At 68.7% G+C, this 18,335-nt stretch carries 22 protein-coding genes and 1 pseudogene; 18 read left to right on the forward strand and 5 right to left on the reverse strand.

The annotated features are described in order from the left end of the window. Positions 1-42 precede the first annotated feature (42 nt). Genes ccoN through ACHMXA_RS31360 form a run of 10 tightly spaced genes read left to right on the forward strand, consistent with a single transcriptional unit; the run spans position 43 to position 7,381 of the window. Complete coding sequence (ccoN, locus tag ACHMXA_RS31315) at positions 43-1,482, forward strand: cytochrome-c oxidase, cbb3-type subunit I (protein WP_395322216.1); 1,440 nt, start codon at positions 43-45, stop codon at positions 1,480-1,482. A 9-nt stretch (positions 1,483-1,491) separates the two neighbouring features. After that, positions 1,492-2,133, forward strand: a complete 642-nt coding sequence (ccoO, locus tag ACHMXA_RS31320; protein ID WP_395322218.1) for a cytochrome-c oxidase, cbb3-type subunit II — start codon at positions 1,492-1,494, stop codon at positions 2,131-2,133. Positions 2,134-2,157: 24 nt separating this feature from the next. After that, entirely contained in the window at positions 2,158-2,298 is a 141-nt protein-coding gene (locus ACHMXA_RS31325) for a cbb3-type cytochrome oxidase subunit 3 (protein ID WP_395322220.1), read from the forward strand. Between the two features lie 13 nt (positions 2,299-2,311). Beyond that, a complete protein-coding gene (ccoP, locus tag ACHMXA_RS31330; protein ID WP_395322222.1) occupies positions 2,312-3,229 on the forward strand; it encodes a cytochrome-c oxidase, cbb3-type subunit III in 918 nt (305 codons plus the stop codon). A 15-nt stretch (positions 3,230-3,244) separates the two neighbouring features. Further along, complete coding sequence (gene ccoG, locus ACHMXA_RS31335; RefSeq protein ID WP_395322224.1) at positions 3,245-4,666, forward strand: cytochrome c oxidase accessory protein CcoG; 1,422 nt, start codon at positions 3,245-3,247, stop codon at positions 4,664-4,666. 10 nt (positions 4,667-4,676) lie between these two features. Further along, entirely contained in the window at positions 4,677-4,976 is a 300-nt protein-coding gene (locus ACHMXA_RS31340) for a FixH family protein (protein ID WP_395322226.1), read from the forward strand. Further along, the gene (locus tag ACHMXA_RS31345) at positions 4,973-5,239 is read left to right on the forward strand and encodes a hypothetical protein (protein WP_176666139.1); all 267 of its coding nucleotides are present in this window, start codon (positions 4,973-4,975) and stop codon (positions 5,237-5,239) included. The genes ACHMXA_RS31340 and ACHMXA_RS31345 overlap by 4 nt, the downstream gene beginning before the upstream one ends. Continuing rightward, complete coding sequence (gene hemN, locus ACHMXA_RS31350) at positions 5,236-6,678, forward strand: oxygen-independent coproporphyrinogen III oxidase (protein WP_395322228.1); 1,443 nt, start codon at positions 5,236-5,238, stop codon at positions 6,676-6,678. The genes ACHMXA_RS31345 and hemN overlap by 4 nt, the downstream gene beginning before the upstream one ends. A 2-nt stretch (positions 6,679-6,680) precedes the next feature. After that, positions 6,681-7,145 (forward strand): sulfite exporter TauE/SafE family protein, encoded by a 465-nt coding sequence (locus ACHMXA_RS31355; protein ID WP_395322230.1) that lies wholly within the window; start codon positions 6,681-6,683, stop codon positions 7,143-7,145. Next, positions 7,121-7,381 carry a hypothetical protein gene (locus ACHMXA_RS31360; protein WP_395322232.1) on the forward strand — a complete coding sequence of 87 codons (261 nt, stop codon included), beginning with the start codon at positions 7,121-7,123 and terminating at the stop codon, positions 7,379-7,381. Before ACHMXA_RS31355 ends, ACHMXA_RS31360 begins: the two co-directional genes overlap by 25 nt. A gap of 82 nt (positions 7,382-7,463) precedes the next feature. On the opposite strand, the gene ACHMXA_RS31365 is transcribed toward ACHMXA_RS31360, so the two are convergent. Next, a complete protein-coding gene (locus tag ACHMXA_RS31365) occupies positions 7,464-7,967 on the reverse strand; it encodes an ornithine carbamoyltransferase (protein ID WP_176666136.1) in 504 nt (167 codons plus the stop codon). Positions 7,968-8,202: 235 nt separating this feature from the next. Between ACHMXA_RS31365 and ACHMXA_RS31370 the strand changes: the two genes are divergently transcribed. Then, complete coding sequence (locus ACHMXA_RS31370; RefSeq protein ID WP_395322234.1) at positions 8,203-8,973, forward strand: Crp/Fnr family transcriptional regulator; 771 nt, start codon at positions 8,203-8,205, stop codon at positions 8,971-8,973. Positions 8,974-8,991: 18 nt separating this feature from the next. Here the strand turns inward: ACHMXA_RS31370 and ACHMXA_RS31375 are convergent, their stop codons facing one another. From ACHMXA_RS31375 to ACHMXA_RS31385, 3 genes and pseudogenes are all read right to left on the reverse strand, one after another. After that, complete coding sequence (locus ACHMXA_RS31375) at positions 8,992-10,821, reverse strand: GAF domain-containing protein (protein WP_395322236.1); 1,830 nt, start codon at positions 10,819-10,821, stop codon at positions 8,992-8,994. A gap of 97 nt (positions 10,822-10,918) precedes the next feature. Beyond that, positions 10,919-11,200 (reverse strand): annotated as a pseudogene (locus ACHMXA_RS31380) (PAS domain-containing protein); the annotation flags it as partial. After that, a complete protein-coding gene (locus ACHMXA_RS31385; protein ID WP_395322238.1) occupies positions 11,124-11,855 on the reverse strand; it encodes a winged helix-turn-helix domain-containing protein in 732 nt (243 codons plus the stop codon). The pseudogene ACHMXA_RS31380 and the gene ACHMXA_RS31385, both read right to left, overlap by 77 nt. 213 nt (positions 11,856-12,068) lie before the next feature. Between ACHMXA_RS31385 and ACHMXA_RS31390 the strand changes: the two genes are divergently transcribed. The 3 genes from ACHMXA_RS31390 (at position 12,069) to ACHMXA_RS31400 (ending at position 14,481) form a co-directional block, all read left to right on the forward strand. After that, on the forward strand, positions 12,069-13,253 hold the full coding sequence (locus tag ACHMXA_RS31390; RefSeq protein ID WP_395322240.1) for a fatty acid desaturase: 1,185 nt from the start codon (positions 12,069-12,071) through the stop codon (positions 13,251-13,253). Positions 13,254-13,332: 79 nt separating this feature from the next. Next, positions 13,333-13,569 carry a hypothetical protein gene (locus ACHMXA_RS31395; protein WP_395322242.1) on the forward strand — a complete coding sequence of 79 codons (237 nt, stop codon included), beginning with the start codon at positions 13,333-13,335 and terminating at the stop codon, positions 13,567-13,569. Positions 13,570-13,641: 72 nt separating this feature from the next. Further along, positions 13,642-14,481, forward strand: a complete 840-nt coding sequence (locus ACHMXA_RS31400; protein ID WP_395322244.1) for a universal stress protein — start codon at positions 13,642-13,644, stop codon at positions 14,479-14,481. Positions 14,482-14,554: 73 nt separating this feature from the next. On the opposite strand, the gene ACHMXA_RS31405 is transcribed toward ACHMXA_RS31400, so the two are convergent. Then, on the reverse strand, positions 14,555-15,061 hold the full coding sequence (locus tag ACHMXA_RS31405; RefSeq protein ID WP_395322246.1) for a universal stress protein: 507 nt from the start codon (positions 15,059-15,061) through the stop codon (positions 14,555-14,557). Positions 15,062-15,226: 165 nt separating this feature from the next. Between ACHMXA_RS31405 and ACHMXA_RS31410 the strand changes: the two genes are divergently transcribed. The 4 genes from ACHMXA_RS31410 to ACHMXA_RS31425 all read left to right on the forward strand — a co-directional run bounded on the left by ACHMXA_RS31410 (position 15,227) and on the right by ACHMXA_RS31425 (position 18,309). Beyond that, the gene (locus tag ACHMXA_RS31410; protein WP_395322248.1) at positions 15,227-15,811 is read left to right on the forward strand and encodes a hemerythrin domain-containing protein; all 585 of its coding nucleotides are present in this window, start codon (positions 15,227-15,229) and stop codon (positions 15,809-15,811) included. 92 nt (positions 15,812-15,903) lie between these two features. Beyond that, complete coding sequence (locus tag ACHMXA_RS31415) at positions 15,904-16,326, forward strand: universal stress protein (protein ID WP_395322250.1); 423 nt, start codon at positions 15,904-15,906, stop codon at positions 16,324-16,326. Beyond that, positions 16,326-17,762, forward strand: coding sequence for a trypsin-like peptidase domain-containing protein (locus tag ACHMXA_RS31420; RefSeq protein ID WP_395322252.1), 1,437 nt, complete (start codon positions 16,326-16,328; stop codon positions 17,760-17,762). The genes ACHMXA_RS31415 and ACHMXA_RS31420 overlap by 1 nt, the downstream gene beginning before the upstream one ends. A 10-nt stretch (positions 17,763-17,772) precedes the next feature. Continuing rightward, positions 17,773-18,309, forward strand: coding sequence for an NUDIX domain-containing protein (locus ACHMXA_RS31425; protein WP_395322254.1), 537 nt, complete (start codon positions 17,773-17,775; stop codon positions 18,307-18,309). Positions 18,310-18,335 lie beyond the last annotated feature (26 nt).

The raw sequence follows: 18,335 nt of genomic DNA on the forward strand, positions 1-18,335 counted from the left end.
GTGCCCACGGAAACTGCCCGCAACTGAATCAAGGGCACCACGATGCAACCACCGAACCCACCCGCCGCGGAATACGACGACACCGTCGTGCGGCAATTCGCGCTCATGTCCGTGGTCTGGGGTGTGGTCGGCATGCTGGTCGGTGTGGTCATCGCTTCCCAGCTGACGTGGCCCGAGCTCAACCTCGGCATCCCGTGGCTCAGCTATGGGCGCCTGCGGCCGCTGCACACGAACGCGGTGATCTTCGCGTTCGGCGGCTGCGCGCTGATGGCCACCAGCTTCCACGTGGTCCAGCGCACCTGCCAGGTGCGCCTGTTCGCGCCCAGGCTCGCATCCTTCGTGTTCTGGGGCTGGCAGGCGGTGATCGTGGCGGCGGCCATCAGCCTGCCGATGGGCTACACCAGCGGCAAGGAATACGCCGAGCTTGAGTGGCCCATCGACCTGCTGATCGCGGTGGTCTGGGTGGCGTACGCCGTCGTGTTCTTCGGCACCATCGGCATGCGCAAGGTGCGCCACATCTACGTGGCGAACTGGTTCTTCGGCGCCTTCATCATCGCGGTGGCGCTGCTGCACATCGTCAACAGCGCCGAGATCCCGGCAGGCTGGATGAAGAGCTACTCGGCCTACGCCGGCGTGCAGGACGCGATGGTGCAGTGGTGGTACGGCCACAACGCGGTCGGCTTCTTCCTCACGGCCGGCTTCCTCGGGATGATGTACTACTACATCCCCAAGCAGGCGGGCCGGCCGGTGTATTCGTACCGGCTGTCGATCGTGCACTTCTGGGCGCTGATCTTCACCTACATGTGGGCGGGCCCGCACCACCTGCACTACACGGCGCTGCCCGACTGGACGCAGTCGCTGGGCATGGTGTTCTCGCTCATCCTGCTGGCGCCGAGCTGGGGCGGCATGATCAACGGCGTGATGACGCTCTCGGGCGCCTGGCACAAGCTGCGCACCGACCCGATCCTGCGCTTCCTGATCGTGGCGCTGTCGTTCTACGGCATGTCGACCTTCGAGGGGCCGATGATGTCCATCAAGACCGTCAACGCCCTGAGCCACTACACCGACTGGACCGTCGGCCACGTGCACTCCGGCGCGCTCGGCTGGGTGGGCTTCATCACGATGGGCTCGCTCTACTACCTGATCCCGCGCATGTACGGCCGCACCGCCATGTACAGCGTGCGGGCCATCGAGGCGCACTTCTGGATCGCCACCATCGGCATCGTGCTGTACATCGCCGCCATGTGGATCGCCGGCGTGATGCAGGGCCTGATGTGGCGCGCCATCAACCCCGACGGCACGCTCACCTACACCTTCGTGGAGAGCGTGAAGGCCACCTTCCCGTTCTACCTGGTGCGCGTGATCGGCGGCGTCCTCTACCTGAGCGGGATGCTGCTGATGGCCTGGAACGTCTGGATGACCGTCATCTCCGGGCGCGCGGTGCGCGCCGAGATCCCGCCCCCTGCCATGGCCCACGCCTGAGGACGCACGATGAACCAGAACAACTCCAGCCCGGCTTCCGGCTCCGGCGGCTTCACGCACGAGAAGATCGAGACCAACAACCTGCTGATGATCGTGCTGATCCTCGTGGTGGTGGCCGTCGGCGGCCTCGTCGAGATCGAGCCGCTGTTTTTCCAGAAGTCGACCACCGAGGCGGTGCAGGGCGTCAAGCCGCTCACGCCGCTGCAGCTGGCCGGGCGCGACGTCTACCTGCGCGAGGGTTGCTACAACTGCCACTCGCAGATGATCCGGCCCTTCCGCTCGGAGACGCTGCGCTACGGCCACTACTCGGTGGCGGGCGAGTTCGTCTACGACCACCCGTTCCAGTGGGGCAGCAAGCGCACCGGGCCCGACCTGCACCGCGTGGGCGGCAAGTACAGCGACGAGTGGCACCGCATCCACCTGAACAACCCGCGCGACGTGGTGCCCGAGTCGAACATGCCGGCCTACACCTGGCTGGAAAAGACGCCGGTCGATGCCGAGGCGCTGCCGGCCCACATGCGCGCGCTGCGCCGCGTCGGCGTGCCCTACACGGACGCCGAGATCGCGGCCGCCACGGAGGATGTCCGCGGCAAGACCGAGATGGAGGCCACGGTGGCCTACCTGCAGTCGCTGGGCCTGGCGCTGAAGTAGGCACGGCGGCAAAGGACACAAACCATGATCGACCTCACCACCTTGCGCGTCGCCGCCACCGTCGTGTGCTTCGCGCTTTTCATCGGCATCGTGATCTGGGCGTATTCGCGCCGCAACGCGCCTCACTTTCAGGAAGCGGCACACCTGCCCTTCGAGCAGGACTGAAGGGAGAAGCACGATGAGCGATTTCATCAGCCGTTTCTGGTCCGGCTACGTGGCCGTGGTCTCGCTGCTGAGCATCCTCGGCTGCGTGATCCTGTTGTGGCTCACGGCCCGCAAGCGCGTCGCTTCCAGCGCCGACAACACCACCGGCCACGTCTGGGACGAGGACCTGCGCGAGGCCAACAACCCGCTGCCGATGTGGTGGGTGGGCCTGTTCGTGCTGACCATCGTCTTCGGGCTGGGCTACCTGGCGGTCTTTCCGGGGCTAGGAAGTTTTCGAGGGCAGTCCGACTGGACCTCGCGCGGCGAGTACGACGCGGAAGTCGCCAAGGCCACGCAGGAGCTCGCACCCGTCTACGCCAAGTACGCCGCCATGCCGGTCGAGGACATCTCCAGGGACCCGCAGGCCAAGGCCATCGGCGAACGGCTCTTCATGGGCAACTGCGCCCAGTGCCACGGCTCCGATGCGCGCGGCAGCAAGGGCTTTCCCAACCTGACCGACAAGGACTGGCTGCACGGCGGCACGCCCGAGAAGATCATCGAGACCATCACCAAGGGGCGCGTGGGCGTGATGCCGCCCATGGCGGCTGCAGTAGGCTCCCCCGACGACGTGAAGAACGTCGCCAACTACGTGCTGAGCTTGTCCGGCGAGCCGCACGATTCGGTGCGCGCCGGCCTCGGGAAGTCGAAGTTCACGGCCTGCGCCGCCTGCCACGGCATCGGCGGTGTCGGCAACCAGGCGCTGGGCGCGCCCAACCTCAGCGACAGGATCTGGCTGCACGGCTACGGCGAGGCCGCCATCGTCCAGATGATCAACTCGGGCAAGCACAACGAGATGCCCGCGCAGGAAGGCCGCCTCACCGAGGCGCAGATCCGGATGGTCGCGTCCTACGTCTGGGGGCTCTCCAATAATGCGCCCGCGGCCACGCCCTGAAGCCGGCGAACCGCCATGACCCGCAGGATCATTCCCATCGCAAACGCCGCCCCGGGAGGAGGCGAGGAGGTCGGCCTGTACGAGGCCTCGAAGAAGATCTATCCCCGCACCGTGCGCGGCGTGTTCGCGCGCTGGCGCTGGGCGCTGGTCTTTCTCACGCAGTTCGTGTTCTATGGCATGCCCTGGGTGGAGTGGGGCGGGCGCCAGATGGTGCTGTTCGACCTCGCGGCGCGGCGCTTCTATATCTTCGGGCTGGTGCTCTATCCGCAGGACCTGATCTATCTCTCGGGCCTGCTGGTCATCAGCGCGCTCTCGCTCTTCCTCTTCACCGCGGCGGCGGGGCGGCTGTGGTGCGGCTATGCCTGCCCGCAGACGGTCTACACCGAGATCTTCATGTGGGTGGAGCAGAAGATCGAAGGCAACCGCGTCGCGCGCATGCGGCTGGACGCCGAGCCGATGTCGCTCGAGAAGCTGGTGAAGAAGTGGTTCAAGCACATCGTCTGGATCGGCATCGCGATGTGGACCGGCTTCACCTTCGTGGGCTACTTCACGCCCATCCGCGAGCTCGGCATGGCCTTCCTGCAGACGCAGATGGGTTCGTGGGAGGTCTTCTGGGTGTTCTTCTACGGCTTCGCGACCTACGGCAACGCGGGCTTCATGCGCGAGCAGGTCTGCAAGTACATGTGCCCCTACGCGCGCTTCCAGAGCGCCATGTTCGACCGCGACACGCTGATCGTGAGCTATGACCCAAAGCGCGGCGAACCGCGCGCGCCGCGCCGCAAGGGGCCCGACCCGCGCACGCTGGCGCTGGGCGACTGCATCGACTGCGGCCTGTGCGTGCAGGTGTGTCCCACGGGCATCGACATCCGCCAGGGCCTGCAGTACGAGTGCATCGGCTGCGGTCTCTGCGTGGATGCGTGCGGCACCGTGATGGAGAAGATGGCCTACGCGCCGGGGTTGATCCGCTACGACACGCAGAACGGCATGGAAGCCGGCTGGTCGCGCCGGCAGCTGCTGCGGCGCGTGCTGAGGCCGCGGGTGCTGGTCTACACGGCGATCCTGGCGGTGCTGGTGGCCGGGCTGCTCGCGAGCCTCGTCGTTCGCACGCCGTTCAAGGTCGACGTGGTGCGGGACCGCGCCTCGCTGGCGCGCATCGCCGAGGGCGGGCGGCTGGAGAACGTCTACCGGCTGCAGATCATGAACGCCACCGAGCAGCCGCAGCGCTACCGCATCGCGGCCGTCGGCCTGGAAGGGCTGAGCGTGTCGCCGGACGAACCGGTAAGTGTCGATGCGGCCCAGTCGCGCTGGGTCGCGGTACGGCTGCAGGTGCCGTACGGCGCCGTGTCTCCCGGTTCCCACGAGGTGCATTTCCGCATCCGCGAGGAGGGCGGCGCAGCGCAGGTTTCCGAGAAAGCGGCCTTCCTGGTGCCGCGCTGAAAGGTCGCAAATGAACGCAGCAGTGACGGATTCATCGATGGACGCGCTGGTGGACAAGCCCTGGTGGCGCCATCCGCTGCTGTGGATGGTGATCGGCGGCCCGCTGGCCGTGATGGTCGCGAGCTGCGTGACCTTCTGGCTCGCATGGCGCAGCCCGGACGCGCTGGTGTCCGAGGACTACTACCGCGAGGGCGTCGAGATCAACAGGACGCTGGCCGCGAAGAGGCTCATGCCCGCGCTGGCCGGACGCAACCATGCGACCACGCCGGCGGAAGACGTGCCGCCGCCGGTGCGGAAGGCGGCGCCATGAACGGCTTTCGCCAGCTCGCGGCCGTCCTCTGGCCCTCCTTCCTGGTGGCCTGCGGCATGGAGGTGCTGGTGTTCGCGCTCATCGATCCCGTCAACACCTTCTGCGGCGCCGACGCGCTGCGCATGTCGCGGCAGGGCATCTACACCGGCGCCTTCTTCGTCTTCTGGCTCATGGCGGCGGCGTCGAGCGCCTGCACGACGCTGCTCGCCGGCCCGCTTGCGCCGGAAGGCTCCAAAGCTTCCCTGGGGACGCCCCTGCAATGACTCCCGCCGCTTCAGCTCCTCTTCCCGTGGCCGCCGCAACCACCGTTGCCACTGTCGACACCGGACCCGTGCCGCTGCCCGTCGACCTGCTGCGCCAGTTCGACGTTCCCGGACCGCGCTACACCTCTTACCCCACGGCGGACCGCTTCGTGGAGGCCTTCGGCGCCGACGAGTACGCGCAGGCGCTGCGCCGCCGGCGCGAGGCTGGCGCGCTGGCGCCGCCGCTGTCGCTGTACGTCCACATCCCGTTCTGCGAATCGCTGTGCTACTACTGCGCGTGCAACAAGATCGTCACCAGGCACCATGAGCGCGGCCGCCAGTACCTGAACGACCTGGCGCGCGAGGCCGAACTGCAGGCCGCGCAGCTGGGCCGGGGCGCCACGGTCTGCAACCTGCACCTCGGCGGAGGCTCGCCCACCTTCCTGGACGACTCGGAGCTCGGCGAGCTGATGGCGCTGCTGCACCGTTCCTTCGCCTTCGTGCCCGGCGGCGAACGCTCCATCGAGATCGATCCGCGCACGGTGGACGCGCGCCGGCTCTCGAACCTTGCCGTGCTGGGCTTCAACCGCCTGAGCTTCGGCGTGCAGGACTTCGACCCCGCGGTGCAGCAGGCCGTGCACCGCATCCAGCCGGCGCGCCAGGTGTTCTCGTTGATGGCTGCGGCGCGCGAGCTCGGCTTCGAGTCGATCAACGTCGACCTGATCTACGGCCTGCCGCGCCAGGACGATGCCTCGTTCGAGCGGACACTGGCGCAGGTCCGCGAGCTGCGGCCCGACCGCATCGCGCTCTATGCCTATGCACACCTGCCAGAGCGCTTCAAGCCGCAGCGGCGCATTTCCGCCTCGGAGCTGCCGGACGCCGCCGCGCGGGTGCGCATGCTCGCAAGCGCGATAGCGCGGCTCACCGAGGCGGGCTATGTCTACATCGGCATGGACCACTTCGCGCTGCCCGACGATCCGCTTGCCGTCGCGAAGAAGGAAGGGCGGCTGCACCGCGACTTCCAGGGCTACGGCACACGGCCCGAGGGCGACCTGATTGCGCTCGGCGTCTCGGGCATCGGTCGTGTCGGCGCCACCTACAGCCAGAACGCCAAGACCCTGGACGAGTACCGCGATCTCCTGGACCAGGGCCGCCTGCCTGTGGTGCGGGGCCTCGCGCTCTCACGCGACGACCTGCTGCGGCGCGAGGTGATCATGGCGCTGATGTGCCGCGGCCGGATCGACTTCGACGCCATGGGAGAGTCGTTCGCCATCGATTTCCGGCGCTACTTCGCCGTCGAGTTCGCGGCGCTCGGGCCGCTGGCCGCCAACGGCCTGGTGCGGCTGAGCGACCACGACCTCGTCGTCACGCAGCAGGGCTGGTTCCTGGTGCGCGCGGTCGCCATGGTGTTCGACCGTTACTGCCGAGCGAACCGCACGCGCTTTTCCCGCGTGGTCTGAGCATGCAGCTCGCGCTTGCCGCAGCCGCGCTGCTCATGGGCCTCGCGGGAGGGCCGCACTGCGTCGCGATGTGCGGCGCGGCTTCGTCGGCGGTGATCCGGATCGTGCCGCTCGCGCCGGCGGGGCATGGCGCGGCGGCGGCATTCGCGGCGCCCGGCGCGTTCCATCTGGGGCGCATCGCGAGTTATTCGGTCGCGGGCGCCATCGCCGCAGCCAGCGTCGACAGCCTGGCGCTGGCGAGCATCCATGTCGCCGCGCTGCGGCCTCTGTGGGTGCTGCTGCACGTCTTCGTGTTCACCTGGGGCGCGATGCTGGCCGCCACCGGGCGGCAGCCGCTGTGGGCGCAGCGCATCGGCCGTTCGCTCGAAGCGCGTCTTCGTCCCCATGCGGGCAGCACCTGGCTGGGCGTGTTCGCTACCGGACTGCTGTGGGTGGCGCTGCCTTGCGGGCTGCTCTATCGGCGCTGATGCTGGCGGGGCTGGGCAACGGGCCGCTGCAGGGGGCGGCGCTGATGGCGCTGTTCGCCATAGGCAGCGGCGTTTCGCTGATCGCCGGGCCATGGCTCTGGCAGCGCCTGCGCCTGGCCGGCAACGGCACGCGCCAGGGCTGGGGCACCCGGGTGGCCGGCATGCTGCTGGCGGGCGTGGCGGTGCATGCCCTGTGGGCGGATATCGCCAGGCAGATCGACGCCTGGTGCCGTTGAACGGGCCGCGTCGCATCGAGAGGCACCCAAGGGCAGATCTCTCGCCACCACATTGAAGCGGCGCGGCATGCGCCCGCCGGGCTCAGGCGATCGCGTCCAGCAACATCGCCTGGAGCACGAAGCGCCGGTTGTCGGCCAGCGGCATCGCGTTCCCGAGCAGTTCCGCGAGCCGGTCGGCCGGATGGCCCCGCGTTGCGGCCCCGTCGAAGACCGGGATTCCCGCATGCAGGGCAATGTGCCGCACCAGCACGGGGTCGAGGCCCTGGCACTCCACGGCTTCGTAGAGCCGGCCGAGCATGCGCGCCGTGTGCTGCACCTCCTGCGGCGTGCTCGCGCGGGAGAGGCTCGGGCGCATCACCGCCACGTGGGCGCCCAGTTCCTCGGCGGCCCGGCGGAACAACGCCTGTGCCTCGTCGGCCGGCGCCTCGCACAGCAAGCCCAGGTTCTTGCCGCGCAGCAGCTGGCGCGTGGTGCCGTCCAGCGCCGCGCGCTGGAGGATGCGCGCGTGGCCGAGCAGGCTCGCCACGTTCAACGGGGAGAGCTGGAGTTCGGCCTCGGGACTGCAGGCGTTGTTGGAAGGAGGCATGGCAATGGTCAATGTGCGACCTGCCGAGGCTAAGCCGGCCGGGGCCCCCGGACTTGATGCAGGTCAAAGGCGCGGGCGCGAGAGCGTGACCTGCCGCACGCCGCCGGCCATTGATACACGCCGGACACATTGCATTCACCGAGCGTTACGCGCCGATTCCGGCCGTTGTCATTGCATTGCCCAACGCTTCCTAGCATCCCTGCATCGACACGAGAAGACCACCAAGGAGTCGCAGATGCTCAACGCCGCCATCCCCTCGAAGAACGCCACGGTCCCGCCCAGCCAGGCTGCGGCCGGCATCGGCCGGGACTGCATGGGGCGGCAAAGCACCGCCGACACGCTCAAGCTGCTTGGCGAGCGGCTCAGGCCGCAGCGCCGCGTCGTGCACACGGGCGACACGATCTACCAGGCGGGCGAGCGCTTCGGCAACCTCTACATCCTGAACTCCGGCTTCTTCAAGATCGTGAATCTCTCGGCCGACGGACGCGAGCAGGTGGTGGGCCTGAAGTTTCGCGGCGACTGGCTCGGCTTCGACGGCATCGCCAGCGGGCGCTACTCGTGCGATGCGGTGGCCATGGACACCGGCGAGATCTGGGTCGTCTCGTACGAAGCCCTGCTGGCGGCCTGCGCCGCGCAACCGGCCTTGCTGCAGGTGCTGCACGCCGCCATGAGCCGCGAGATCGCGCACGACCGCGATTCGCTGATGTCAGTCTGCACGCTGCCGGCCGATGCCCGCGTGGCCGACTTTCTGCGCTACTGGGCGGAAACGCTCGCCGAGCGCGGCATGCGCACCGACGAGATCACCCTGCGCATGACCCGCGCCGAGATCGGCAACTACCTGGGCATGACGCTGGAGAGCGTGAGCCGCGCGCTGTCGCGGCTGGCGCGCGACAACGTCATCGGATTCGCGACCAAGGGGCGGCGCGACGTGCAGATCCCCGACGTGGGAGCCCTGTCGGCCTTCGTGCAGCGCTGCCTCGCGCCCGCGCCGGCCATGCTCCAGTAAGGCCCGCCGCCTGCGCGCTCAGGCGCGGCCGGCCAGCACCCTGGCCATGGCCCGCGCGAGTTCGGAGCGCGTGTAGGGCTTGCGCAGCAGTTCCCAGCCCTGCGGCACCTCGCGGTCGGCGTCCAGCAGTTCCGACGAAAAGCCCGACATCAGCAGCACCGCCAGTTGCGGAAGACGCTGCTGGATCTCGGCGGCCAGCCGGGTGCCGCGCATGCCGGCACCCAGCGCGATGTCGCTCAACAGCAAGTCGAAGGGGCCGGCGCCCGCGTCGAGCGCGGACAGCGCCTGCTCGGCCGTGGCGGCGGTGAAGACCTCGCAGCCCAGCGTGGACAGGAAGGTGTGCACCACCTTGCGGACCTCCGCGTCGTCCTCGACCAGCATCACGCGAAGGCCGGCCGGAATGGTCTCGTCGGTCGGCTCTTCCGCCATGACGGCCGGCCGGGCCTCCTCCTGCTGCGGCAGATAGAGCGTCACCGTGGTGCCCTGGCCGGCCTTGCTGTCGATCGCGACCGCGCCGCGCGACTGGTTGACGAAACCGTACACCGTGCTCAGGCCCAGGCCGGTGCCGCGGCCGGCCTCCTTGGTGGTGAAGAAGGGCTCGAATGCGCGTTCTTTCACTTCCTCGGACATGCCCGTGCCGCTATCGGCGATGGAGATGGCGACGAAGCGCGCGGGAGCAGCCGATGCATCGCCTTGCGGTTCGTTGTTGCGCTGGCCGCGCAGCGCCGCCGGCAAGGGCCCGCACGGCTCGGTGCGAAAGCGCAGCGTGCCGCCCTCGGGCATGGCGTCGCGCGCATTGATCGCGATGTTGAGCAGCGCCGACTCCAGCTGCCCCGGGTCGGCCACCACGGGCGGACAGCCCGCGGCGGTGTCGATCTCGATGCGGATGCGCTGGTCGAGCGTGCGGCGCAGCATGTCGGCCAGCGAGTGCAGCAGCGCGCGGGTGTCGACCGCGCTCGGCTGCAGCACCTGGCGGCGCGAGAAGGCCAGCAGCTTGCCGGTGAGCTCCGCGCCGCGCCGCGTGGCGCGAGCCGCGGCCGCCAGCAACTGCTGCGCATAGGCGTCCTGCGCGAGCACCGGCAGTTCCTCGAGCACCTGGAGATTGCCCTGGATCACGGTCAGGAGGTTGTTGAAGTCGTGCGCGATGCCGCCCGTGAGCTGGCCGACGCTTTCGAGCCGCTGCGAATGGTTGAGCGCCTCCTCGGTCTGCACGCGCTGCAGGCTGGTGGCGAGCAGGCTGGAGAGCGATTCCAGGAAGCGCACCTCCTCGTCGCCGAAGCGCCTGGACTCCTTCGAGCGAACCGACAGCATGCCGATCACGCGCCCCCGGTCGGACAGCGGCACGGCGAGCGCGCTGACCAGGCCGGCCTCGATATACGCCGGGGGTACGCGGAAGCGGTCTTCCCGGGCGTAGTCCTGGACCACGACCGGCCGGCCCTGGGAGAACACGAAACCCGGCGGCGTGTCGGGCCGGTTGGCGACGCGTGCGCCGATCTCCTCTTCGGCGACCAGCCCGACGCCGCTGGCCACGCGGAACTCGAGGCGGGCGCCGTCGAGCAGCCACACCATCGCGACCTCGGCCTGCAGCGCGGTGGTGATGATGGCCGGCACGTGCTCCAGCACCACCTGCAGGTCGCGCGTGTCGACCGCCAGACGGCCCAGCTGCGCCAGGTGCTCGCTGTAGCGCGCCCGCTGCAGCGCCTGCTTCACGCGCGGGTAGGCGCCAATGTCCCGGATGGCGGCCACCACGAACGGCAGGCCGTGGCTCTGCAGCGGGCTGAGCGCGATCTCGACCATGACCTCGCTGCCGTCCTTGCGCTTGGCCACGAGCTCCATGTGGGTGCCCATTGGGCGGGAGCGGGGGAGCATGCCCGTAAGCCTCGCGGTACGAGGCGTGGCGCGGGCGGATGCTGTCGGGCACCAGCACGTCGACATCCAGGCCCACCAGCTCGTCCACCGCGTAGCCCAGCAGCGCGGCCGCCGAGGGATTGGCCAGCATGATGCGGCCGGAGCGGTCCACCACCAGCAGCGAATCGGGGTAGGCGACGAAGAGCGAGCGGAACACGCTGCCTTCGTCGAAGCCCTCGAAGCCTGTCGCCGCCCCCGGCGGGGGCGCGCCGGCGGCGGCATCCTGGGGCTTGCCGGTGGCTTCAGCCATGGGAGACCGGCGGCACCAGGATGTAGCCCGCGCCCCGTACCGACTTGATGAGCTGCGGGTCTTCCGCATCCGCCTCGATCTTCCTGCGCAGGCGGCCGACCTGCACGTCGATCGTGCGATCGAAGGGCGCCGCCTCGCGCCCGCGCGTCTGCTCGAGCAGGAAGTCGCGCGAGAGCACGCGCCCCGGATGGCGGGCAAAGGCCTGCAGCAGGTCGAACTCGCCGCCGGTCAGGGCCACCTCCTCGCCTTGCGGATTCCTGAGGCTGCGCGCGGCCGTGTCGAGCTGCCAGCCGGCGAAGCGCAGCCTGCCGGACGAGCTCGCGGCGCCCGTGGCGGCGGAGGCGGGCACTTCGGGCGCGATCCGCCGCAGGACCGCCTTCACGCGGGCCACCAGTTCGCGCAGGTCGAAGGGCTTGGTCACGTAGTCGTCGGCGCCCACCTCGAGGCCCACGACCTTGTCCACCGCATCGCCCCTGCCCGTGACGATGACGAGGCCGCAGCGGAAGCTCTCGCGCAGCCGGCGTGCGATGGAGAAGCCGTCCTCGCCGGGCAGGCCCAGGTCGAGCAGCACGAGATCCGCCGGGTCGGAGCCCATCAGCGACATGAGCGCTCGTCCGTCGTGTACCTGGGTGACGCGGAAACCGTGGCTCTGGAGGTAGTTGGCCAGCAGCAGCGTGATGTCAACCTCGTCGTCGAGCACCGCAATGTGGGAGGCTTGTTTCATGCGATGGCGGGAAGGAAATGGAATGCGGGTGTCGTGGGCACCCTGTATCAACGGGAGCGTAGCACGCACGCTGCGCCGCGGCACCCCCCTGGAAGCGCGGTGGAGGGCAGGGTGCCAGGCCATGGCGCAGGAGTGAGCGCGGCATGTTGACGTGCATCAAGGCCGTTGCCGGGCGCGCTGCGCAGAATCGCGCGCACAGTTCACGAGGTATCCATGCACTCATTGCTTCATTCCGGCGCGCTCGATCTTCCATGGTGGGGCACGGCGCTGGCCGCGCTGGCGCTCACGCATGTCACGATCGCTTCGGTCACCATCTTCCTGCACCGCTACCAGGCGCACCGCGCGCTCGAGCTGCATCCGGCGGCGAGCCATTTCTTCCGCTTCTGGCTGTGGCTGACCACCGGCATGGTCACGCGGGAATGGGCCGCCGTCCACCGCAAGCACCACGCGAAATGCGAAACCCCGGAAGACCCGCACAGCCCCCAGGTGCACGGGCTCAACCGCGTGCTGTGGGGAGGCGTGCTCCTTTACATCCGCGAGGCGAGGCAGGCCGAGACGCTGGAGCGCTACGGCCACGGCACGCCCGACGACTGGCTCGAGCGCAGGCTCTATTCGAAGCACAAGATCCTCGGCATCGTGCTGATGGGCCTCGTGGACATGGCGCTCTTCGGCGTGGTGCCGGGCGGGCTGGTACTGCTCGTGCAGATCGCATGGATTCCGTTCTGGGCGGCCGGCGTCGTCAACGGCATCGGCCATTACTGGGGCTACCGCAACTGGCCCGCGCGCGACGCCAGCACGAACATCTTCCCGGTGGGCATCCTGATCGGCGGCGAGGAGCTGCACAACAACCACCATGCCTTTCCCGCCTCGGCCAAGCTCTCGAACAGGTGGTTCGAGTTCGACATCGGCTGGCTCTACATCCGCGTGCTGCAGGCCTTCGGGCTCGCCAGGGTGAAGCATGTGGCGCCCGTGCCGCGCCTGGTCGCGCCGAAGGCGAACGTCGACCTCGCGATGGTGCAGGCCGTCATCCGCTGCCACTACGACGTTCTGTCGAACTACACGCGTTCGCTGAAGAAGGCCTGCGTGGCCGAACTCGGCCGCCTGCGCCGCATGTCGCCGGAAGCCGCGCGTGCGCTGAAGGCGGTGAAGCCGTGGCTTGGCAAGGACCAGGCGCTGCTCGGTCCGTCCCGCTACGGGCAGGTGGTGCAGGCCTTGAATGCATCGCAGGCGCTGGCCACGATGTACGCGATGCGCGCGGAGCTCACCGCCTTGTGGAGCCGTTCCGCAGCCACCGGTGACCAACTCGCCAGGCAGCTGCAGGACTGGTGCCAGCGCGCGGAGGCGAGCGGCATCGCGCCCCTGGCCGACTTTTCGCGCCGCCTGCGTTCCTACGCCTGAGCGAGGCCATGCCGAGGAGATGCGAATGAAGAGTGCAGGAATACCCCTCGCGGATACCCGACCCAAGGAGACATCTCGCATGGCCAAGGACAGCTTCTCCGGAACCCCGACGGCACCGGCGCCGGCGCCCCTGGGCGCGCGCTACCTCCAGGCGGCGATGGACTGGCAGATCGCCGTCGGCCGCAGCGTTCTGCTCGCGCAACGAGCGCAGTGGGAAATGTTCGCGGCCTGGCAGCGCGCAACGGCAGCCGCCCAGCGCGAGCTCATGGACCAATGGATCTGCCGGTTCGGCGGTGGCGTGCCGCTGGATGGCTAGGCGAGAGAGCACCCGGTCCAACCCACATCTTCCTTTCGCGCCGGATGCGGCGCGCCGCTCAGCGAGGCATTCATGAACTTCAGAACCATCCTCGTCCACCTGGACCCATCGACCCGCTGCCCCGAGCGCGCTGCGTTGGCGGCACGGTGGGCGCGCTCGCACGAGAGCCACCTGACCGGGTTGATACCCACCGGCCTCCACGACGGCGTGATTCCCGCCAGTGCCATCGCCACCGGCATGACCGACTACATCGCCGAGTCCGCCGACTACCTGCGACGGCGCGCCGAGGGCATCGCGCGGGAGTTCAGGCAGGGCATTGCCGCGTCCGGGCCGCTGTCGTACGAGGTGCAGCTGGTCGACGGCCTCACGGTGGACGCCGTGGTTCGCTACGGGCATGCGAGCGACCTGGTGGTGCTTGGCCAGAGCGACGATTCGAACCGTGGAGACACCACGGTGCATGGTCTTGCCGAGCAGGTGCTGATGGAAGTGGGCAGGCCGGTGCTGGTCGTTCCGTCGGCGGGCGAGTTCTCCGGCGTGCCGAAGAGTGTCGTCGTGGCCTGGGACGGCTCGCGCGAGGCGGCCGTGGCCCTGCGCGCGGCATTGCCGGCGCTGCGCGGCGCACGAGTCACGCTCCTGTCGCTGCGCCATGCGCGCGACGAGGAAGACGCGCAGCGGCTGCTGCTGCCCGAGGTGATCCAGTTCCTGCTGCGCCACGGCGTGCAGGCGCGCGCAGAGTCGGAAGTGACGGAGACCGGCATCGCCGATGCGCTGCTGTCGAGGGTCGCCGAGCTGGGCGCCGCGCTTCTGGTGATGGGCGGCTACGGCCATTCGCGCCTGCGCGAAAAGATACTGGGGGGCGTGACGCAGCAGATCCTCGCGCAGATGACAGTGCCGGTTCTTGTCGCGCATTGAGCCGCGCCGGGGCCGGCGGCGCCATCTCGCGGTTTCAGTGCTTCGGCATCCCCCCGGCGGACAGCCCCCTCGCTCACTGGCTGGCCAGTTCCCCGCTCGGCAGGGTGAAGCGCTCATGTTCCGTCTTCGCGCCCTCGGGCGCGCGCACCAGCAGCACCGGCACGGGCGACATGCGCAGGATGTGCTCCGCGCTGCTGCCCATGACCCAACGGCCGATACCCCTGCGGCCGTGGGTGCCGATGACGATCAGCTCAGCCTTCCAGGCCTGCGCTGCGGCAATGAGCTGGTCGTGCACGGTGCCCTTGAAGCTGTCGAGCAGCACGATGTCGGCTTCCACGCCTTCGGCCGCAGCCCTGGCGCACGCGTCCTCGAGCAATTTCCTGGCGTTGCCGCGCAGTTCCTCGAGCCAGTCGCCGACGTAGCCCGCATAGGCGTCCATCGTGAGGGCGAACGACAGTTCGTCGATGACATGCGCCACCCGCAGGCATCCGCCCGTGAGCTTCGCGAGCTCGATGGCCTCGGCCAGGCCGCGCGCGGACGTGGAACTGCCGTCGATGGGCACAAGAATTCGCTGGTACATGGCACGACTCCGGTCTGTTGATTGGATCGCTCCAGTATCCGGAGGGCCGGCGCGCGCGGCTTGACATCGATCAAACCCGCAAGCCGTGGCTGACTTGGATTTGATCTGGAACAAGGCCGCGCGCCATGAAAGAGCGACCCTCGGTGCATGCACAGGAAGACCCTCATGCCCCACGCCACCATACGCATCATCCGCCAGGAGCATGCGGCGCTCGCCGCCATGCTGCGCTCCATCGTCATGCTGCTCGAGCAGCACCGCAGGAAAGGCACGCTGCCCGACTTCGCGACGCTCAGGGCCATGCTCTTCTACGTGGACGAGTTCCCCGAGAAGCGCCATCACCGCAAGGAAACGGAGTTGCTGTTTCCGAAGCTGCGCGCCAGGACGCCGATCTCGCGCGACCTGCTCGACAAGCTCGACGGCGACCATGCCAAAGGCGAGCGCAGGATCCGCAACGTGGAACACGCGCTGCTCGCGTTCGAGATGCTCGGCGAATCGAGGCGCGAGGACTTCGAGCGCACGGTGGAGGAGTACGTCGACTTCTACCTGGACCACATGGCGCAGGAGGAGCGGGAGATCCTGCCGCTGGCCGAGCGCGTGCTGACGGAAGACGACTGGTGCGACCTGGACGAGGCCTTCGCGCAGAACCGCGATCCGATGACCGGGCATGTGCCGGACCTCGAGTACAGCGCGCTCTTCACGCGCATCGTCAACGTCGTTCCGGCGCCCATCGGGCTGGGGCCGGCCCTCTAGTCCGGCGCGGCCTTGCGCTGCATCAAGGGCGGGGACGGAGGTCGGGGCGAGCATCGGGGCACGGGGGGAACGTCCCGCCGAAGGAACCCATCATGAAGATCCTGCTCGCCGTCGACGGCAGCGACTACACCGACCGCATGCTGACCTACCTGACCACGCACAAGGCATGGTCAAACGCGGGCCACGCCTTCACGGTCTTCCACGCGGTGCTGCCTGTGCCGCACCGCGCCGCGGCCTTCGCGGGACCGGAGGTCGTGCATGGCTACTACGAAGACGATGCACGGATGGTGCTGGAGCCGGTGCGCGAGCTGCTGGCGCGCAACGGCATCCAGGCGCACTTCGAGCACCGGGTAGGACACCCGGCGGAGGAAATCGCCTCGCTCGCGCAGAAGGGGCAGTTTGATCTCGTCATCATGGGATCGAGAGGCCAGGGCGCCCTGGCAAGCCTGGTGCTGGGATCGGTCGCCACCAAGGTGCTGGCGGCGTGCTCCGTGCCGGCTTTGCTGGTGCGCTGATGAAAGCCGCCGTCACGCGGAGTGCGATCGCAGCCGTCCTCGGCGCGTTTGCCCTCGCCAGCGGAACGGGGGCGTGGTCGCAGGCGCGGTCATGCCTGGAGCGGGTGCAGACCGCGCCGCAGGCCGCCGATTTCGCGGCGGCCGCGGCGCGGCAGTCGCCGGCGGTGGTGAGCATCATGGTCACGGAGAACGGTAACGAGCGGCCGGTTGCCGGTGAGATGCGGCCTTCCATGCCGTGGGAAAGAGGTTGGGGGCGGGGCTTCGCGTCGGGATTCATCATCGGCAGCGACGGATACATCCTGACCAGTGCGCACGCCGTGGCCGGCGCCCAGGCCATCTCCGTCGTCACCGCCGACCAGCGTCGCTTCGACGGCGAGTTGGTGGGGGTCGATCGCGTCAGCGATGTCGCCTTGCTGAAAGTCCCTGCTTCCGGCCTGCCGGTCGTCGTCCTGGGCCGCGGCAGCGAACTGTGTCCCGGCGAGCGGGTGGCCGCGATGGGGGCACCGTTCGGCTTCGAGCGCAGCGTGACGGCCGGCGTGGTGAGCGCCAATCCACGCTACATACCCGGGGGAAGCGGAGTACCGTTGATCCAGAGCGATGTGGCACTCAATCCGGGCAACTCGGGCGGGCCGCTTTTCGACGAACGGGGCGAAGTGGTGGGCATGAACTCGATGATCTACTCCCCTGGCGGAGGGTATTTCGGCATGTCGTTCAGCCTGCCCATCGATACGGTGATGCGTGTCGCCAACGAACTTCGCGCGACCGGGCAGGTGAGGCGGGGACACATTGGCGCCCGTACCCAGCCTCTGACTCCAGAGCTGGCACCGGCTTTCGGCCTTGCTTCCACCCAGGGAGCGTTGGTTGTACGAGTCGACCCGGGCAGCCCGGCCGCGGAGGCGGGGCTTCGCAGCGGCGACGTGGTGCTGGCCGTCGGGGCCGACGTCCCAATGGGCTACGCCGACATACAGAACCACGTGGCGGCAGCGCACAAGGGCAACCGCATCACGCTGAAGGTCTGGCGTCACAGGGCGCCGCTGATGGTGCAGGTGGACGTGGCCGAGAACCCACCCGATGTCTCGCCCAGGCCGGCCGGGCGTTCCGCCGCGCAGGAAACGCGCTTCGGACTGGAACTCGCGGAACGCAAGGGGGTGCTGGGCATCAGCCTGCCTTCTCCGGGAATCTACGTGCAGTCGGTCTCGGGCTCGGCCCAGCTGGCGGGGCTGCGATATGGCGACATGCTGATCGCGGTCAACGACGTGGAAGTGGCCAGCCTGGCGGACTTCGACGTGGCGACCCGCTCCGTGCGGGAGAGCGACACCGTGGCGCTGCTGGTCATGCGCGGTTCGGCTCGAAGCTACGTGCCGATTCTCCCGCGCAGTGCGCCGCGTGCCCCGGTTGCTCGGCGCGCAGGCGATGAAGCCGTGCCGACTCCTTGAGGCTGCCGTGATGATGAACGAGTCGACCAGTTGCGGCGTCCTGGTGTTCGATACGGCAGGGCAGCTGCTGCTCTGCCACGCAAGCGACAGCCGCTACTGGGACATCCCCAAGGGCGCGATGGAAGGGCTGGAGCAGGCCGCACAGGCAGCGGTTCGAGAGGCCGCCGAGGAATGCGGTCTTGTGCTGTCGCCGGGGCAGTTGAGGGAACTCGGTTTGTTTCCGTATCGCAAGGGCAAGAAGCTCCGGCTCTTCGCGGTGCTGGTGCGGCACTTCGAGCCGAAGACCTGTGTGTGCTCCAGCTTCTATGCCGACCGGCATGGACGACGGCGGCCCGAGATGGACGGGTTCCGCTGGGCCTGCTTCGAGCAATTGCCCAAGCTCTGCGCGCCCAGCCTCGTCGCGGTGCTGACGCAGTCGCTTTCGCTGGCCGGCATTCACGGGCAGTTGTTGTACGAAGTTGGGCCTGTCGACGCGGCACCTGGTTCATGCGGATCTTGCGCAATTGATATTGCGCAAGGGCGCGGGCAGCCGATCGTTCAAGAATGACTTCGGGCCGTCCCAACCATCTCCAC

This window comes from Variovorax sp. UC74_104, assembly GCF_044055375.1.
Lineage (GTDB): Bacteria > Pseudomonadota > Gammaproteobacteria > Burkholderiales > Burkholderiaceae_C > Variovorax.

Coding starts and splice junctions, on each gene's coding strand:
- ccoN (WP_395322216.1), top strand. CDS start 43: ATGCAACCACCGAACCCACCCGCCGCGGAATACGACGACACCGTCGTG.
- ccoO (WP_395322218.1), top strand. CDS start 1,492: ATGAACCAGAACAACTCCAGCCCGGCTTCCGGCTCCGGCGGCTTCACG.
- ACHMXA_RS31325 (WP_395322220.1), top strand. CDS start 2,158: ATGATCGACCTCACCACCTTGCGCGTCGCCGCCACCGTCGTGTGCTTC.
- ccoP (WP_395322222.1), top strand. CDS start 2,312: ATGAGCGATTTCATCAGCCGTTTCTGGTCCGGCTACGTGGCCGTGGTC.
- ccoG (WP_395322224.1), top strand. CDS start 3,245: ATGACCCGCAGGATCATTCCCATCGCAAACGCCGCCCCGGGAGGAGGC.
- ACHMXA_RS31340 (WP_395322226.1), top strand. CDS start 4,677: ATGAACGCAGCAGTGACGGATTCATCGATGGACGCGCTGGTGGACAAG.
- ACHMXA_RS31345 (WP_176666139.1), top strand. CDS start 4,973: ATGAACGGCTTTCGCCAGCTCGCGGCCGTCCTCTGGCCCTCCTTCCTG.
- hemN (WP_395322228.1), top strand. CDS start 5,236: ATGACTCCCGCCGCTTCAGCTCCTCTTCCCGTGGCCGCCGCAACCACC.
- ACHMXA_RS31355 (WP_395322230.1), top strand. CDS start 6,681: ATGCAGCTCGCGCTTGCCGCAGCCGCGCTGCTCATGGGCCTCGCGGGA.
- ACHMXA_RS31365 (WP_176666136.1), bottom strand. CDS start 7,967: ATGCCTCCTTCCAACAACGCCTGCAGTCCCGAGGCCGAACTCCAGCTC.
- ACHMXA_RS31370 (WP_395322234.1), top strand. CDS start 8,203: ATGCTCAACGCCGCCATCCCCTCGAAGAACGCCACGGTCCCGCCCAGC.
- ACHMXA_RS31375 (WP_395322236.1), bottom strand. CDS start 10,821: ATGGGCACCCACATGGAGCTCGTGGCCAAGCGCAAGGACGGCAGCGAG.
- ACHMXA_RS31385 (WP_395322238.1), bottom strand. CDS start 11,855: ATGAAACAAGCCTCCCACATTGCGGTGCTCGACGACGAGGTTGACATC.
- ACHMXA_RS31390 (WP_395322240.1), top strand. CDS start 12,069: ATGCACTCATTGCTTCATTCCGGCGCGCTCGATCTTCCATGGTGGGGC.
- ACHMXA_RS31395 (WP_395322242.1), top strand. CDS start 13,333: ATGGCCAAGGACAGCTTCTCCGGAACCCCGACGGCACCGGCGCCGGCG.
- ACHMXA_RS31400 (WP_395322244.1), top strand. CDS start 13,642: ATGAACTTCAGAACCATCCTCGTCCACCTGGACCCATCGACCCGCTGC.
- ACHMXA_RS31405 (WP_395322246.1), bottom strand. CDS start 15,061: ATGTACCAGCGAATTCTTGTGCCCATCGACGGCAGTTCCACGTCCGCG.
- ACHMXA_RS31410 (WP_395322248.1), top strand. CDS start 15,227: ATGCCCCACGCCACCATACGCATCATCCGCCAGGAGCATGCGGCGCTC.
- ACHMXA_RS31415 (WP_395322250.1), top strand. CDS start 15,904: ATGAAGATCCTGCTCGCCGTCGACGGCAGCGACTACACCGACCGCATG.
- ACHMXA_RS31420 (WP_395322252.1), top strand. CDS start 16,326: ATGAAAGCCGCCGTCACGCGGAGTGCGATCGCAGCCGTCCTCGGCGCG.
- ACHMXA_RS31425 (WP_395322254.1), top strand. CDS start 17,773: ATGATGAACGAGTCGACCAGTTGCGGCGTCCTGGTGTTCGATACGGCA.